Source organism: Lachnospiraceae bacterium oral taxon 096, from assembly GCA_018141845.1.
Lineage (GTDB): Bacteria > Bacillota > Clostridia > Lachnospirales > Lachnospiraceae > F0428.
On sequence record CP073340.1, the window covers coordinates 966,419 to 982,290 of the forward strand.

Consider the following 15,872-nt stretch of genomic DNA (forward strand, 5'->3'; position numbering starts at 1 on the left):
TTAATGTTAAAGGCATATAGATATCGGATTTATCCAAACAAAGAGCAAGAAATACAGTTAGCAAAGACATTTGGCTGTTGTCGTTTTGTATATAATCAAACCCTTGCGTACAGAAAAGATGCTTATGAAAAAGAAAAAAAGTCTGTCAGTAAGACAGATTGTAATAATTATTGCAATAGAGAGCTGAAAAAAGCTTATGAATGGCTAAAAGAAGTAGATAAATTTGCTTTAACAAATGCAATTTATAATATGGATAGTGCTTATCAAAAGTTTTTCAAAGAACATGCAGGTTATCCAAAGTTTAAGAGTAAGCACAGTAATCGTAAATCATATACAACCAATTTTACAAATGGGAATATAACTGTAGATTTTGATAGAGGAAGAATAAAGCTGCCAAAATTAAAAAGGGTAAAAATAAAATTACATAGAAAATTTTCAGGTCGGATAAAAACAGCAACTATATCTAAGGTACCAAGCGGCAAGTACTATGTGTCTGTTCTTGTAGAAACTGAACATAGTCCACTTGTAAAGACAAACGGACAAATAGGATTGGATTTAGGAATAAAAGATTTATGTATCACATCAGATGGGAAGAAATATGAAAATCCGAAGACAATTAAAAAATATGAGAAAAAGCTTACAAAATTACAAAGACAATTAGCAAATAAAACAAAGGGGAGTAGGAACTATCAGAAAAAAAGGAAACAAATAGCACTATGCCATGAGAAAATAGCTAATACAAGAAAAGATTATCTGCATAAGATTTCAAGCGAAATTATAAACGAAAACCAAGTGATAGTTTCGGAAAACTTACAGATAAAAAATATGGTGAAAAATCATAATTTAGCGAAAACTATAAGCGATGTATCGTGGTATGAGCTGACAAGACAACTGGAATATAAGTCAAAATGGAATGGTAGAAATTATATTAAGATAGATACATAGTGTGAAAGAAAGTAGAGGTAAGCCGTAAACCGGCGCACTTAAATAAGCTGTCTTAAGTAGGCAACTTATTTGAGGATATAGATTTAGTAGATTGATCAAGAAGCTAAAGGTTCATCAGGAGGAAGCAGTCCTTCCTTTTGTAAAAGTTTTTTGGCTTGCTTGATAGCCTTAGCCTTCTGTTTTTCAGCTAAAGGTGCAGGCATATCGATTTTGTAAAGATCGCTTGGATTCCATACCTCTCCGGTAGACAGCATCCGGTAGATGGCTATAAGAATCATACGGGCAATGGCAATAACAGCTCTTTTCTTGCCACGGCGTTTAACAAGGGATTCATATTTCGTTTTGTAGTAAGGAGACTTGTCAGATTTCACGGCTGCATGAGCACACTGTACTAATGCAGGTTTGAGGTAGACACCGGCACGTGTAATACGGACAGATTTCTTCTTACCGGCAGATTCATTGTTGCCGGGGGTAAGACCTGCCCAACAACATAAGCGTTTAGAATTACAAAACTGAGACATATCAATACCAATTTCGGAGATGATAGTAATTGCACTATCACGTTTGACACCCGGAATGGTAGTTAGTAACCGAATAGCTTTATCATAATCAGGATCGGAAGAAATCAAAGATTCAATCTGTTTATCTATATCATTGATTTCAGCTGTGATATAATCCATATGTGCGCGAATTAGGCGCATACGATATTTCTGGGCATCAGTCATCTGATATCCTTCGATAGATTCAATCACAGCGTCTTCTTTGGATTTGAGGCTCTTAAGAAGTTTTGAAGAGATTTCTTCATGGTTAATCGTAGTACCTGATTGTTCAAGCAGATAATCGATAATGGATGAGGATGACTTCCCAAAGATATCGGATACAACAGAATCTAATGCGATATTACAAACAGTAAGAGCATTCTGATATCTATTCTTTTCACTTGAACGGCAAGAAACAAGCTTGTAACGATATCTTGTGTATTCTCTAAGAATACGGATCAACCTACAAGGAATGTAGCTGCTTTTCACAAGTCCCAGTCGGAATAAGTCTCCAATCCATTTAGAATCTTTGGTATCGTCCTTGTTACCCTTAACAGCTTTAACCCATTTGGGATTAGCAATGGTAACGTTGATTTGATCTTCGAGAAGATTAAAGACAGGAACCCAGTATTTACCTGTGGATTCCATACAGACATCATGGCATTCATTTTTAAGAAGCCACGATTTAAAGTCTAAAATAGAATTGTTGAAGGTAGAGAATCGCTTCTTTTGATAAGAAGGTTCAATACCGGCGGTAGTTTTGATGATTGTGGCAACAAGAAAAGATTTGTGAACATCGACACCACAACAGGTTTGATAAGTAACTTTCATAGTGTAACTCCTTTCGCAAAAGATAAGAAGCCATTGACTGAACTGCCACACAATAAAACAAAGAGCTTTAACAATTCTTAGTGTACGGATTCATGATACCACTTATTTGTGCTTGAAAAGACAGAACTTACACTGATTTTTATGCTGTCTAAAACAGAGAAAGTTTTTACAACTTTACCTCCCGTGCTTTGTAGTATAGCTTCTTGTTATATATTTTAAATCACAGAGTTGAGATGTAAAACACTTTCATTACTATTTGTGCCGCGGCTTGCCCGCGGAATGGAGATTTTTATGCAAGTAGCCAGCTATGTTTTAGTTGTGGATATAAAAATACAAATGTAAAAGATCTAAAAGTAAGAGATTGGATGTGTCCTTTCTGCAATACAAAACACGATAGAGATATCAATGCGGCAAAAAATATATTGACAGAAGGATTAAGACAAGTAGTATAAGAAAAAACAATAGGGCAGGGACTGCCCGAATTAACGCCTGTGGAGATAGTAGGTTGCGAGGTCAGCGAAGCAGGAAGCCCATAGGCTTTAGACTATGGGTAGTTCACTTAGAGTAGGGAATATGGATGTAAAATTTTCATTTGCGGACAGCATAGAGGCGATGCGTCGATACATTGAAAGTAAGAAAATAAGAAAAATTAGAAAAAGCAGGGAGGATTTTTGGCGAAATCCTCCCTGCTTTTTATAGGTCTTTAAAGTGGAAACTCTTCTTTCCGCTTGCATAGTCGCCCACAATATCTCCATTTCCATAGAGCTTATACTTGTAGGTGCAAAGTCCCTCAAGTCCAACTGGACCTCTGGCGTGCAGTTTTCCAGTGCTGATACCAACTTCTGCACCAAAACCATAGCGATAGCCATCGGCAAAGCGAGTGGAGCAATTTTGATATACGCCGGCGGAGTCAACAAGTTGCATAAAGTGTTCGGCGGCCTCTTGATCCTCTGTAATAATAGCATCGGTGTGGTGAGAACCGTAGAGATTGATGTGATGGACTGCCTCGTCAATATCTGCCACAGTCTTAATGGAAATCTTTAGGTCAAGATATTCGGTTGCGTAATCTTTTTCGCTTGCCTCTTCACAGTGGATAAGCTTGGCAATGTCTCTATCTGCCACTATCGTTACGCCAGCTTTTTTTAGTGCCTCGGCAAGAGGTGGCATCAGAGCGGAGACACTGTCTTTGTGTACAAGCAAGGTCTCTGTCGCATTGCAGGCCGCAGTGTATTGAGTTTTAGCATCGACAATCACACGAATGGCCTTGTCTAGGTCATAGTCTTTATCGACATAGATGTGGCAAATACCGTCGGAATGGCCCATGACAGGGATATTGGTATTGTCCATAATGTAGCGAACAAAGGCATTGGATCCTCTTGGAATTAAGAGGTCTACACTACCTTGGCAGGATAGAAGGGCTGCAATATCCTCTCTTGCCTCTACTTGAAATAGACAATGATTTGGCAAATTACATTTGAGGCAAGTTTTATAGATGGTATCAAAGAGGATTTTATTGGTCCTTGCGGTCTCTCGTCCACCCTTTAAAATTGCACAATTTCCACTCTTAATGCATAAGGTTGCAATTTGAATCAGAGCATCAGGTCGAGCTTCAAAGATGACACCAATGACACCGATGGGACAAGTTTGTCGGATTAAGGTAAGTCCTTCATCAAGTTGACGCTTTAAATCAATTTTTCCTAGGGGGTCTGGAAGGAGAGTTAAATCTTGGATGCCAGAAATAACACCCTCAAGTTTTGATTCATCAAATTTGAGACGCTTTAATACAGCCTCAGAAATGCCATCTTCTTTGGCTTGTGCTACATCTGCTTTGTTGGCTAGAAGAATTTCTTCTTTATTTTGTTTTAGTGCAAAAATAATTTCTTCTAGGCAATGATTTCTCTCTTCATTTGTAGTAGCGGCCATTTGGCTGGAATGAAGTTTCATCTGTTTTGTAATATCTTGAATATCCATAAGCCCTCCCAAGTCAAACTGCCATTGGCAGTGGTTTTTGTACAATCAGTATAGCATATTTGGAAAAACTTGCAATTATTCGCTGCTTTATTGACAGCATAGAAAAAAAGGCATATTATATAAAAAATGTAATGAAGAAAGTGAGAAGAGAGATGATTACAGAACGAGTCGTACAAAAGGCATTTTTGCGATCTCTTCCCGTATTTGCAGGTTATATTGTGCTTGGAATTGGCTTTGGAATTTTGGCAAAATCAAAGGGATATGGCATATGGTGGGCATTGGCGATGAGTCTTTTGATTTATGGCGGGTCAATGCAATATGTTGGGATTGACCTCATGGGGGCAGGAGCGAGTGTATTGTCTGTAGCCATCATGTCTTTGATGGTACAGGCGAGGCATCTATTTTATGCGATTTCCATGATTGACAAGTTAAAGGGTGCGGGAAGGAAAAAGCCATATTTAATTTTTGCGATGACAGATGAGACCTATTCATTGATTGTGGACGACGATGGTCCCAAAAATGAAGACCGATTTGCTTATTATTTCATGATTGCCATCTTTAATCATATCTATTGGATCTTTGGAGGTTGTATAGGAAGTCTTTTGGCGAGTGTAATTTCATTTAACACGACGGGCATAGATTTTTCAATGACAGCACTCTTTGTCACAGTATTTACCGATCAGTGGTTAAAAAGTAAAAATCATATCTACGCGTGTACGGGCGTTTTTTGCTCTTTGGGGAGTCTGTTGATCTTTGGTGCAAGCAATTTTTTAATTCCTGCGATGTTGAGCATTGTTGTGGTGATGGGGATACTCTATCAGAGGAGAAAAATTCATGTATAGTGAAATTGTACCGGTGATGGTGATGAGTGGAGTGACCATTTTGTTGAGAAGTCTTCCCTTTGTATTGTTGAGAAATCGAAAGACACCAAAGTTTATTGCCTACTTGGGGGAGGTTTTGCCCTATGCCATTATGGGGATGCTGGTCGTGTATTGTTTAAAGGGAGTCGATGTTTTTAGTAGAAAACATGGTATTCCAGAGCTTGTGGCCTGTATACTTGTGGTGGTAAGCTATGTGTGGAAGAAAAATTCATTGATTAGCATTGTGTTAGGGACTGTAGTGTATATGTTTTTGGTACAAATATAGAGAGAAGGAAAGAAATGGATATCTGTGAGTATTGCAATAATTTTACCTATGATGAGGAAGAGGAATGTTATATCTGTGCGGCAAATCTTGACGAGGATGAAATGTATCGCTTTGTTTCAAGCCATTATCGGGAGTGTCCGTATTTTAGAAATGGGGACGAATATAAGGTCGTCAGAAAACAGATGTAGAGATAAGTAGAGGAGATTATGGTAGTAAAGACAGTAGAAGAGATGATGGCAGATGCACGGGAGAAATGGGTTGTAGATGTGCGAAAAAAGGAAGATTTTGATCGGGATCATTATCCAGATTCAGAGCATATCTTCTTTGATGAATTTTGGGAACACAGGGATGAGTTTCCAAGAAATCGACCGATTTATTTGATTTGTTACAGTGGATTGCAGACCGATGACTTGGCACAGGATTTACAAAATGAAGGATATGAGGCCTATAGCCTAGAAAATGGCTATCGCTCTTATTTAAAGTTTCGCATTGCACAATACTTTGCACAGGAAGAAAATCAGCAAGATCGCTATAAGGATATTGAGCGAAGTATTATCAAAAAGTTTCGAAAGGAAATTTGGCGAAAGTTTACCTCGGCGATCAATGAGTATGATTTGATTCAAAAGGGCGATAAGATTGCAGTGTGCATCTCAGGGGGAAAGGATTCGATGTTGATGGCCAAGCTCTTTCAAGAGTTGTATCGACATGGAAAGAAGAACTTTGAATTGGTATTTTTGGTCATGAATCCTGGTTACAATGAACTCAATTATCAGACCGTGCTTGACAATGCAAAATTACTAAATATTCCGATTGAAGTCTTTACTTCAGAGATTTTTGATATTGTGGCAGATCAAGAAAATTCTCCATGTTATTTGTGTGCGAGGATGAGAAGGGGACATCTCTACAGCAAGGCCAAGGAATTAGGTTGCAATAAGATTGCACTGGGGCATCATTTTGATGATGTGATTGAGACCATTTTGATGGGAATGCTCTATGGTGCACAGGTGCAAACCATGATGCCAAAACTTCATTCCACAAATTTTGAAGGGATGGAGTTAATTCGTCCAATGTATCTGATTAGAGAAAAAGACATTATTCACTGGATGCACTACAATCAATTGCAGTTTATTCAATGTGCATGCCGATTGACCGAAAGCTGTGCTTCATGTGGTGGAACAGAACAAGGAAGTAAGCGAGGAGAAATCAAGCGCTTGATTGCTGACCTTGCCAAGATCAATCCCTATATTGAAATGAATATCTTTCGAAGTGTGGAAAATGTCAATTTGAACACCATCATTGCCTATAAAAAGGACGGTGTTGAACATAGATTCTTAGAAACTTATAACCAAAAGGAGAAAGAGAGGCAAAAATGAGAGAGAAAAAAGTGATGACAATACAGGATATTTCCTGCGTGGGACAATGTTCATTGACGGTGGCTCTGCCAATTATATCCGCTTGTGGAATTGAGACAGCGATTCTTCCGTCAGCAGTGCTTTCTACACATACTGGTTTTCAGGGATTTACATTTCATGATCTTTCCGATGATATTCAAGCCATTGCCAATCATTGGAAAAATGAAAAGATTTGTTTTGATGCCATCTATTCGGGATATCTTGGCAGTGTGCGTCAGGTAGATGATGTTATTGCACTGATGAATACTTTGCTCACAGAGAATGGAGAAAAGATTGTTGATCCAGCGATGGCAGACAATGGAAAACTCTACACAGGATTTGATCAGGTCTTTGTTCAGGCAATGAAAAGACTCTGTGGGCAGGCCGATGTGATTTTGCCAAATATCACAGAGGCAGCATTGTTGACAGATAGTGAATATTGCATGGACAATCACAGCAGTGAGTATATTGAACATCTATTGAGAAAGTTGGGAGAACTTGGTGCAAAGACAGTCATCTTAAAGGGGGTGATGGACAGAGCAGGTCAGATCGGTGTGATTGTCTATGATGTGGCGAGCAAAGAAAAACTTTCCTATTACACAAAGAAAATTGAAAAGAGCTCTCATGGAACAGGAGATTGTTTTGCGTCAGTATTTACAGGAGCTTTGATGAGAGGCTTTGATTATTTTTCAGCAGCAAAATTGGCAGCAGATTTTGTGGTGACTTGCCTAGAAAAGACGATGGATGATCCAGATCATTGGTATGGTGTAAAGTTTGAAAAGGCATTGCCGATGCTCATTTCTCGCATAGAAGGGCTTCATAGTGCAGAATAGAAAAAAGATAATCGCAGCGATTGTGTTGGGAATCATTTTGGCTGGTGTGATCGCAGGTTGTGTGTTTTCTATTCGCTATCAGAAGAGGGGACAACAAGGGAGTGTTGATATCAGCACGGAGACAAAATCGGAGACTATTTCACAGCGTGAGAGCAGTTACACAATGGCAGATTTTACACTTGGAAAGATGGAGGAGAGGGAGAGCATACAGGGAGAACCCAGTACTTCACCAGCGAGAGAGGGAGTGCTCACTGATCCTGATGGTTATATTTTGCCAAGCAGTGCTAAGGTGGCCATCACCGATGCCGACTTATCGAAGTTGAGTGGACAGGAAGTGGTCTATGCCAAGAATGAAATTTATGCACGTCATGGATATATCTTTGACTCAGATGAGTTAAATCGCTATTTTAGAGGGAAAAATTGGTATGTTCCCAATGAAAATTTTCATAAAGAGGATATTGCGGGCATCGAAAAGAATAATGTTGATTTTATTGCAGACTATGAGGTGCGCAATAGCATTCATTACACTGTACAGTAGGAGGGACTGTGAAAAGACGACTTTTGAATATCATCATTATTGTCGAGATCGTGTTCATCCTTGCAGGTGTGCTTGTTTTTGGGGTGACAAATGGTAGATACTATGGTATGGTAAATATAACCAAAGAATATTTTCAAAGTTATGCCAAAAAAGATGTAAAGAAGTTGTATCTAATGCTCAATATTCAAAAAAGTGCTTGGTTAAAAGAAAATAGTTTGACAAAAAGTATCGAGAATATTGAGGATATTCGATACAGTAAATTTTCTATTGGAGATATTCAAAGGGAAAAGCAAAGGGCAACTGTGGATATTGTGTATCAAGAAGACAAGGATGGGACAGAAAAACATTTTTTAGTAAATCTGTCTAAACAAAAGAAAAAGGCATTGTCTATTTTTCCAGTATGGAAAGTTGAGCCAGACCATTTTGTGGTCAAGGATGTGGAGATTGTCACCCCAAAGGATGTCACGCTCTATGTGGATGGAATAGAAGTTGAAAAAAAGCTAGAGAGCAGTGTGCTGGAAGATGTCTATCGCATCGATCAAATCTTTCTTGGAGAGCATATCATTCAAGAGCGTGTGGATAATGTGGAACTTCGGCCACAGAAGGTAAACTTTCACCAGGATAAGCAGAGGGTGGAAGTGAAAAATATGCTTCTCAATAGTGAAGATGAAAGAGGATTACTCAGTCTTTTAGAAAAGGATGTCAAGACTTTGTGGACGGGGGCTTATGAGAAAACGGATTTTGGCGATTTATCCTTTGATTCGGCATTAAAGAGAGATTATTGGCTATTGCAACAGCAATTTTCTAGGGGCAATCGGAAAAATCAAATTATTGGCATGGCATTTTCCCATTTAAAGGGGAAACTTATTCAGCTACAATGGACAGATGAGGTCTTGCAGGCAGAGATTTTGGTGACGGGGAATATCGATTATTGCTACACACAGAGTTCTTGGTTTTCTAAAGAAGTGAGTGAAAAGCAAAATGAAGTGGATTTCAATGCACAATTTAATTATCAGTATGTCAATCAGCATTGGGTTTTAGTAGAGATTAATCATATGCCAAGTCTAGATTACTAGGATGAGTGAAGGTAGATGAAGAAGAAAAAGAAAAAGAAAAAATTTCGTGGGGATATGCTCTTGTTCTTCTCATTGGCAATAGAAATTGCGATTGTGTTATGGGTTTTTGAAAAAAGAAATAAAATAATTCAAAGTGGATACAGCATAAGTGCAAGAGGAAATCAAATTTTCTTCTTGCTGTGCTGTATTGTGCCTATTTTTTTAGTAGCTTTTATTTTGAGTGTATTATTTTTTCGAAAAAAGAAAAGTTATGTGCGTCTTGGCACATTTGTCGTGCTTTTTTTTATTGGTTTTATAATTTTTTATTTGATCAGTCTGGGGATAACAAAGAGACAACGAGCACAAGAACATCCACTGGGCACAGGAAATATCCTGATCATTCGACAGGGGCGAGCGACATTAAAAAAGAAAGTAAATGTATTTTCTCTGGGTACAGGAATTTGGACAAGTCAAGATTATGAACAGGCACTTCCTAAGATATATGGTACAAAGTTTTCACCTTCGGAGAGTGGATATTTAGCAGACATCTATGATGCTCTACCAGTTCATGCTTGGAGTGTAAAAAGTGCGGGCGAAGAGATTTTACAAACGGATTACGAGGAACAGGTATCTTCTTATTTTTTGAAGCAAAATTTTGAACAAATTTTTACCCATGGAGAAAAGCTAAAGGAGGTGCCTTCGAATAGCATTTACATTCAAAAATTATATGGCTTAAATCGCAATACAATGCCTATAGTTGTGCTGCCACAGGGGGCAGATATAGATGCAGTGACACAGGACATCTATCAGTTTTTGACATTGCCAACAGTGGGAGCACAGCTTGATGTGGACAATAAGATTCGAAAGAATATTCGAGAACATGTAAAGGCGATACTGATTGTTGAAAGTGAAGCGGATGAAACAAGACATATCGAATTTTCTTTTGGAAGGGGAGTTGGAAGGAAGAAGAAAAAGTGGGTGAAGGAGATTAGTCAAAAGCTAAGAAATGCCCTTGCAAATGAGTAGAAATGGAGGATATGGAGAAAATTGAGATGGAAGTGGATATGGCTTGGTGCAGGTCTTGTAGTCATATTGTCAGGATGTGCAAAAAAACAAGCAGCGAGTATAGTGACAACAGAAGCTACTACAGTAAGTGCGACGACAGCCACAGAAGAATCAATTTCACAGACGCAAGATAACCGTCCGGAAAGCAAGGCAGAGTCAACAGAAGAAAAGAGTACGCCAGCGACACCAATAAAGATTGGGGCAGAGATTTCTAGTTATGGAACGAATGAAAAGGGCGAGTCTTTATTGTCATTTGAAATTCAGCCAGACAGCGTGATACAGTACGCCGATGGCTATGAAGTTAGAGCAAAGTACTACAGTGGAATTGATATTCCAAAAAACCTTGAGGATGGTTACGAATTTATTGTGACTACGGATGAGGAGACAGGAGCTAGTTCTCATTTTGTTGTGGCCAATGGAAAGAGAATTTACACCTATGTCGAGGGAAGGAAAGCGATTGACGATAAAACGCAAGAATTTGATGTCCAAGAAGTGGCAGGTCATCGCTTTTTGTTCACAGAGGGAACTCGATTTGAAGATAAGATTAAGGAAGGAAAGCTATTTATTCGAAAAGACGCAATGATCGAAGACGCAATGGAGGGACAGAAAAAGACAGTCAATGTAGAAAATTTGGCAATTGGTGGCTATTTCAATGGTGTTCAATTTGACCAGAAGGGATATGCGACAAAATTAATCTACTATGGGGAGTAGGATCGTAGTTAGAGAGTGATAAGCCAAGATAAATAGTGTGATTGAATGGGGAAAGTTAGATGAAAAAAAGCAAGGTAAAGAAAAGTTTGAGTGAGAGAACGCAGCAGAATAAAAACGATTTACGTGTGCGAAAGACAAGGAAAGCCCTACAAGATGCTATACTAGAGCTTGCAAAAGAATATGATTTTGACGAAATTACAATTAATCAAATTTGTGATAGAGCACATATACGCAGAGTTACTTTTTATCGCCATTACAAGGGAAAAAGTGATTTTGTTGCCAATGTAGTTCAGGATTTAGTTGATGCGTGCACAGAGTTTAATTCTGTATACATTCATGAATCGCCAACAGTTTACTATGATTATGTAATCAATGATGTTTTGAATTTTATGTTAGAAAATGAGCGGCTGATTCGAGGCATCTTTTATAGTAAATATGCAAAGGTTGCGACAGAACAAATTTATACTAAATTTATAGACATTGTTCGCCGAGAAGTGTTGCGAAACAAAATGTGCACAGAAGAGAAGTTAGAGGAGAAGAAGTTTGTCATCTACTTTGTGTGCGGGGGAATTATGCATTTGGTATATGGATGGTTGGATGGTACCATTACAATACCTAAAGAAGAATATGCAAAAGAAATTAATTACTTGATGTTATCCATTTGGAAATTGGAGCTTACTTAAATCAAAGGGTGGTTCTTTAAGCGAAGGCTTGAAGAACCACCCTTTATAGAATTAGTAGTTAAATTTGCCATCATTTTTTTCTTCCAGTGCACGAATTAAATTATAGGTGTAATGTGAAAATGGGAGGGCGAGTCCCTTGGCCAGTGCCTTTTTGAGTAAAACTCCAAGAAACATCTCGATTTCTGTGTGCCTATGTGCATCTAAATCTTGAAGGGTAGAGTAGCGTGTCTCTGGATCGATATTGGAAAGATCCAATAAATTTTGGTCATAATAGATGCCATAGGAATTGGCCACAGAGGCCACCTCACTGGCCAGTGCCCTTTGAATGTTAGCAACAAACTCACTGTCTCGGTATGCACCAAGTCCCACGCCGAGAATGGCCTGCGGGAGATTGTAAGAAATATTGAGTGCATATTTTTGCCACAGTAGAGAAAGAATATCTTTGCTAAAGGTTGTCTTTAACTTTGTCTTTGCAAAGAAATTTTCAAGAGCAAAGAGCTGCTCATTTTTTTCTCCCACATCAGGAATGCCATAAAAGATGCCAGGTGTTTTTTGCGGGTCAAAATAGATGACATTTCCGAGGCGTTTTGAAGTAATTTTAATCAATGAGTAGACAATGTTTTCCCTTGGGATGACGGTGGCGATGCGTTCTTCGCTGTCGATACCATTGAGAAGGCTCATGACTAAGGTGTGTTTACCGACAAATTTTGGAAGAACAGGCAAAATTTCTTCCAAGGCATGGTACTTGGTTGAGAGAATGACAAGATCATAGATCTCAGCTTCGTCAAAAGTTTTTACTTTTGGATGCACACACACACCGTTGATTACAATTCCCTTACTGCCAAGGTCATTGGTGCGTTTGGCATCCGCAAGCACAGTCATATCGATGTTCTCTGTTCCCCAGAGAACATAGGCACCAACACTACCGGCACCAATGAGTGCAACTTTTTGAATGTCCATAAGTTCCTCCTTTTCTTATATATGTACATTACTATTTTTATCATATCACATTTAGTAAAAAGATTATATAGTCAGACAATGTATTCTTGTGGTATAGTTTAGAAGAAAAAAAGAAATGGAGAGAAGAAAATGGACATTGTTTGCCTAGATTTAGAGGGTGTTTTAGTGCCAGAGATTTGGATTGCATTTGCTAAGGAAAGTGGAATTGACGAATTAAAATTGACAACGAGGGATGAGCCTGATTATGACAAGCTGATGAAATTTCGCTTAGAGACATTAAAAAAGCATGGGCTTGGACTTAAAGAAATTCAAAAGACTATCGAAAAGATCTCTCCAATGGAGGGAGCAAAGGAATTTTTAGATGAGCTCAGAGAAATGACACAGGTGATTATTCTCAGCGATACTTTTGCTGAGTTTGCTAAGCCGTTAATGAAAAAGTTGGGTTGGCCAACAATTTTTTGTAATTCTCTTGAGGTGGCAGAAAATGGAGAGATTACGGGCTATCGCATGAGGGTGGAAAAATCAAAATATACAACAGTAAAGGCATTGCAGTCCATAGGATATGATACGATTGCCAGTGGAGATAGCTACAATGATATGGGAATGATACAGGCCAGCAAGGCGGGATTTTTATTCAAGAGTCCAAAGAGTATTCAGGAGCAATTTCCACAAGTTCCTGCCTATGATACCTATGAAGAATTACTCGATGCGATCAAGGCGGCAAGAGCTTAGAGAATAAAAAAGTGATAAAACAACTTGACAAAAAAAGATCGTTGCAGTATTCTCTAATAAGGTGTAGAGTTGCGTAAAAAGGCTTCCTGCGGGAAGCCATTATTTTTACACCAAGTTTAGCACTCGTAAAAGAAGAGTGCTAGTAAAAGGAGGCAGAAAGATGATGATTGTACCTGTTTATAATATGGTGACATTGCCAGATACAAATATATATTTTCCTACAGAGCGATTTGAGGAGATTGTGGGAAGTATGCCAAAAGAAGATGATGAAAAAGCTACGATTTTGATCTTGAAAGAGGATATCAGTAAAGAAAAATTTCAAGCAGAGAGCTTTTATCCAATTGCTCTTACAGGAATTGTAAAAGAAGTTTCTTCGGAGGGCTATGTTCTGATTCATCTTCAAAAGAGAGTAAATGTCGATGAAATCTGTGTGGATGGTGAGCACAACATTGCACTCACACTTTCCAAGGCACCTGTAAAGGAAGATACAGACCCAGAGTTTGAGGAGGAAAGATTAAAGAAATTAAAGGCGGAGTTAGAAAAGTTTTCCTCCAATTTTCAGTGGGGAAAGATGGCAAAAAATTATATTCAACACTGGAATTGCCTAGAAGAGGTTCTGGCAGGACTTTCACCTTGGATTTTATTGGATGCTTCAGAAAAGTATGCTCTGCTTGAGCAAGAGAGCAAATTAAAGCGAGCAGAATTGATGGAGCGAGCAGTTCGGGATTTTATTGAAGTGGGAACCATCAAAAATAGGGCAGAAAATGACCAAAATAAAGAGTACCAAGATTCCTATAAAGAAAAAGCAATTCGCAGGCAGATCGAGTACTTACAAAAAGAATTGGATGAGATGCATCCAGAGAATATTTCAGATATTCGAGAGCTGGAGTTAAAGTTATCAAAATTAAAGCTCAATGATGCCGCAAAGAAAGAGACACAAAAGGTATTAAAGCGTCTCAAGCAAGAGGGAAACAATAGCCCAGAATATGGACTTTTGTATAATTATCTTGATTTTGTTGTCGGATTGCCTTGGGCAAAGAAAAGATATAAAAAGATCGATCTTGACAAGGCTGAAGGCTATTTAGATGCTGAGCACTTCGGATTAAAGAAGGTAAAGGATCGCATTATTCAGCAGGTTGCGGTGATGAATTTGACAAAAAAGCAATCGGGTTCGATTCTTCTCTTTGTCGGGGCACCAGGAACAGGAAAGACAAGCATTGGGCAAAGCATTGCAAAGGCTATGGGCAGGGAGTATGTGAGAGTAAGTCTTGGTGGTGTGAGAGATGAGGCCGATATTCGTGGACACCGAAGGACTTATATTGGTGCAATGGCTGGACGAATTATGGATGGAATCAAAAAGAGTGGAGTGTCTAATCCTGTGATGGTTCTTGATGAGGTGGATAAGCTTTCTAGATCCTACAACGGAGACCCAGCGAGTGCACTTCTTGAGGTGCTTGATCCTGAGCAAAATGCAACCTTTACTGACCACTATATGAATGTCCCATTTGATTTGTCGGATGTATTTTTTGTCTGCACAGCCAATACGCTGGAGACTATTCCAAGACCACTGTTGAATCGAATGGAGGTCATTCGATTTTCTGGCTATACAGCGACGGATAAATTTGAAATTGCCAAGAAGCATTTATTGAAAAAGGCAATGGAAAAGACAAACATTACAGCTAAAAATATGGAAGTTACCGATGATGCCATTCGAAAAATCATTTCCGATTTTACAATGGAAGCGGGCGTTCGAGGGTTAAAGAAGAGACTGGATGCACTTTGTAGGGCAGCAGCAGTAAAGATTGCCAGAGGAAATCAGGAAAAATTGGTAATTCGACCAGAGGATGTGCAGGAATTATTGGATGCAAAGCCGATTCGCCACGACAAGGCATTGGAGGAGAAAAAACCTGGTGTCGTTACAGGACTTGCTTGGACAGCGGCAGGAGGGGACATTCTCTTTATCGAAACCTTGTTGACGAAGGGAAGTGGAAAGATTCAGGTCACCGGTCAGCTTGGCGATGTGATGAAGGAATCTGTGCAGATTGCCATCAGTTTAGTCAAGTCAATGTTTCCAGATAAGGCAGAAATTTTTGAAAAGAATGACCTTCATATCCATGTTCCAGAAGGTGCTGTGCCAAAGGATGGTCCATCGGCAGGGATTACATTGACAACGGCACTGTCTTCATTGATTACAGACCAAGCAGTGAGTGCAAAGGTGGCCATGACGGGTGAAGTGACGCTTCGTGGTGTGGTGACACCGATTGGTGGTCTGCCAGAGAAGCTAATGGCAGCGGTGAGAGCAGGGATTGAGACAGTCTTTATTCCAAAAGACAATGAAGATGACTTAAAAGATGTCGCAGATGAAGTAAAGAGTCAATTAAAGATTATTCCGGTGAGTGAAGTCAAAGAGGTTCTTTTACAGACAGGCGTAATTATAGAATAAGATTAACCTCTCTATTGCATAAAAGAAGT

Annotated in this window: 15 protein-coding genes and 2 pseudogenes; 14 read left to right on the plus strand and 3 right to left on the minus strand. The window is 38.9% G+C overall.

Annotated elements, in window-relative coordinates; all coding sequences use genetic code 11:
• The first annotated feature begins 3 nt into the window (after window positions 1-3).
• Window positions 4-942, plus strand: a pseudogene (locus J5A74_04885) (transposase).
• 98 nt (window positions 943-1,040) lie between these two features.
• On the opposite strand, the gene J5A74_04890 reads toward J5A74_04885, so the two are convergent.
• Window positions 1,041-2,315, minus strand: coding sequence for an IS110 family transposase (locus tag J5A74_04890; GenBank protein ID QUI96631.1), 1,275 nt, complete (start codon window positions 2,313-2,315; stop codon window positions 1,041-1,043).
• Window positions 2,316-2,602: 287 nt separating this feature from the next.
• Here J5A74_04890 and J5A74_04895 point away from each other — a divergent pair.
• Window positions 2,603-2,767: pseudogene (locus J5A74_04895) on the plus strand (transposase).
• A gap of 241 nt (window positions 2,768-3,008) precedes the next feature.
• Here J5A74_04895 and J5A74_04900 read toward each other — a convergent pair.
• Window positions 3,009-4,286, minus strand: a complete 1,278-nt coding sequence (locus J5A74_04900; GenBank protein QUI96632.1) for a glutamate-5-semialdehyde dehydrogenase — start codon at window positions 4,284-4,286, stop codon at window positions 3,009-3,011.
• 131 nt (window positions 4,287-4,417) lie between these two features.
• Between J5A74_04900 and J5A74_04905 the strand changes: the two genes are divergently transcribed.
• The 10 genes from J5A74_04905 to J5A74_04950 are packed head-to-tail and all read left to right on the plus strand — an operon-like array spanning window position 4,418 to window position 11,708.
• Window positions 4,418-5,128 carry an AzlC family ABC transporter permease gene (locus J5A74_04905; protein QUI96633.1) on the plus strand — a complete coding sequence of 237 codons (711 nt, stop codon included), beginning with the start codon at window positions 4,418-4,420 and terminating at the stop codon, window positions 5,126-5,128.
• A complete protein-coding gene (locus tag J5A74_04910) occupies window positions 5,121-5,432 on the plus strand; it encodes an AzlD domain-containing protein (GenBank protein ID QUI96634.1) in 312 nt (103 codons plus the stop codon). Before J5A74_04905 ends, J5A74_04910 begins: the two co-directional genes overlap by 8 nt.
• Window positions 5,433-5,446: 14 nt before the next feature.
• On the plus strand, window positions 5,447-5,620 hold the full coding sequence (locus J5A74_04915; protein ID QUI96635.1) for a hypothetical protein: 174 nt from the start codon (window positions 5,447-5,449) through the stop codon (window positions 5,618-5,620).
• A gap of 18 nt (window positions 5,621-5,638) precedes the next feature.
• The gene (locus tag J5A74_04920) at window positions 5,639-6,805 is read left to right on the plus strand and encodes an ATPase (GenBank protein ID QUI96636.1); all 1,167 of its coding nucleotides are present in this window, start codon (window positions 5,639-5,641) and stop codon (window positions 6,803-6,805) included.
• Window positions 6,802-7,656, plus strand: coding sequence for a pyridoxamine kinase (locus J5A74_04925; protein ID QUI96637.1), 855 nt, complete (start codon window positions 6,802-6,804; stop codon window positions 7,654-7,656). Before J5A74_04920 ends, J5A74_04925 begins: the two co-directional genes overlap by 4 nt.
• Entirely contained in the window at window positions 7,646-8,194 is a 549-nt protein-coding gene (locus J5A74_04930) for a YARHG domain-containing protein (protein QUI96638.1), read from the plus strand. Before J5A74_04925 ends, J5A74_04930 begins: the two co-directional genes overlap by 11 nt.
• 8 nt (window positions 8,195-8,202) lie before the next feature.
• The gene (locus J5A74_04935; protein QUI96639.1) at window positions 8,203-9,270 is read left to right on the plus strand and encodes a hypothetical protein; all 1,068 of its coding nucleotides are present in this window, start codon (window positions 8,203-8,205) and stop codon (window positions 9,268-9,270) included.
• Between the two features lie 15 nt (window positions 9,271-9,285).
• Window positions 9,286-10,275: a hypothetical protein gene (locus J5A74_04940; GenBank protein QUI96640.1), complete on the plus strand. Its 990-nt coding sequence runs from the start codon at window positions 9,286-9,288 to the stop codon at window positions 10,273-10,275.
• Between the two features lie 21 nt (window positions 10,276-10,296).
• A complete protein-coding gene (locus tag J5A74_04945; protein QUI96641.1) occupies window positions 10,297-11,025 on the plus strand; it encodes a hypothetical protein in 729 nt (242 codons plus the stop codon).
• 59 nt (window positions 11,026-11,084) lie between these two features.
• Window positions 11,085-11,708 (plus strand): TetR/AcrR family transcriptional regulator, encoded by a 624-nt coding sequence (locus J5A74_04950; GenBank protein ID QUI96642.1) that lies wholly within the window; start codon window positions 11,085-11,087, stop codon window positions 11,706-11,708.
• Between the two features lie 51 nt (window positions 11,709-11,759).
• Here the strand turns inward: J5A74_04950 and J5A74_04955 are convergent, their stop codons facing one another.
• Complete coding sequence (locus J5A74_04955; GenBank protein ID QUI96643.1) at window positions 11,760-12,668, minus strand: ketopantoate reductase family protein; 909 nt, start codon at window positions 12,666-12,668, stop codon at window positions 11,760-11,762.
• A 129-nt stretch (window positions 12,669-12,797) separates the two neighbouring features.
• Between J5A74_04955 and thrH the strand changes: the two genes are divergently transcribed.
• Together thrH and lon are read left to right on the plus strand one after the other, a co-directional pair.
• Window positions 12,798-13,400, plus strand: coding sequence for a bifunctional phosphoserine phosphatase/homoserine phosphotransferase ThrH (thrH, locus tag J5A74_04960; protein ID QUI96644.1), 603 nt, complete (start codon window positions 12,798-12,800; stop codon window positions 13,398-13,400).
• A 160-nt stretch (window positions 13,401-13,560) separates the two neighbouring features.
• Complete coding sequence (gene lon, locus J5A74_04965; GenBank protein QUI96645.1) at window positions 13,561-15,843, plus strand: endopeptidase La; 2,283 nt, start codon at window positions 13,561-13,563, stop codon at window positions 15,841-15,843.
• The last annotated feature ends 29 nt before the right edge of the window (window positions 15,844-15,872 follow it).

Coding starts and splice junctions, on each gene's coding strand:
- J5A74_04890 (QUI96631.1), bottom strand. CDS start 2,315: ATGAAAGTTACTTATCAAACCTGTTGTGGTGTCGATGTTCACAAATCT.
- J5A74_04900 (QUI96632.1), bottom strand. CDS start 4,286: ATGGATATTCAAGATATTACAAAACAGATGAAACTTCATTCCAGCCAA.
- J5A74_04905 (QUI96633.1), top strand. CDS start 4,418: ATGAAGAAAGTGAGAAGAGAGATGATTACAGAACGAGTCGTACAAAAG.
- J5A74_04910 (QUI96634.1), top strand. CDS start 5,121: ATGTATAGTGAAATTGTACCGGTGATGGTGATGAGTGGAGTGACCATT.
- J5A74_04915 (QUI96635.1), top strand. CDS start 5,447: ATGGATATCTGTGAGTATTGCAATAATTTTACCTATGATGAGGAAGAG.
- J5A74_04920 (QUI96636.1), top strand. CDS start 5,639: ATGGTAGTAAAGACAGTAGAAGAGATGATGGCAGATGCACGGGAGAAA.
- J5A74_04925 (QUI96637.1), top strand. CDS start 6,802: ATGAGAGAGAAAAAAGTGATGACAATACAGGATATTTCCTGCGTGGGA.
- J5A74_04940 (QUI96640.1), top strand. CDS start 9,286: ATGAAGAAGAAAAAGAAAAAGAAAAAATTTCGTGGGGATATGCTCTTG.
- J5A74_04950 (QUI96642.1), top strand. CDS start 11,085: ATGAAAAAAAGCAAGGTAAAGAAAAGTTTGAGTGAGAGAACGCAGCAG.
- J5A74_04955 (QUI96643.1), bottom strand. CDS start 12,668: ATGGACATTCAAAAAGTTGCACTCATTGGTGCCGGTAGTGTTGGTGCC.
- thrH (QUI96644.1), top strand. CDS start 12,798: ATGGACATTGTTTGCCTAGATTTAGAGGGTGTTTTAGTGCCAGAGATT.
- lon (QUI96645.1), top strand. CDS start 13,561: ATGATGATTGTACCTGTTTATAATATGGTGACATTGCCAGATACAAAT.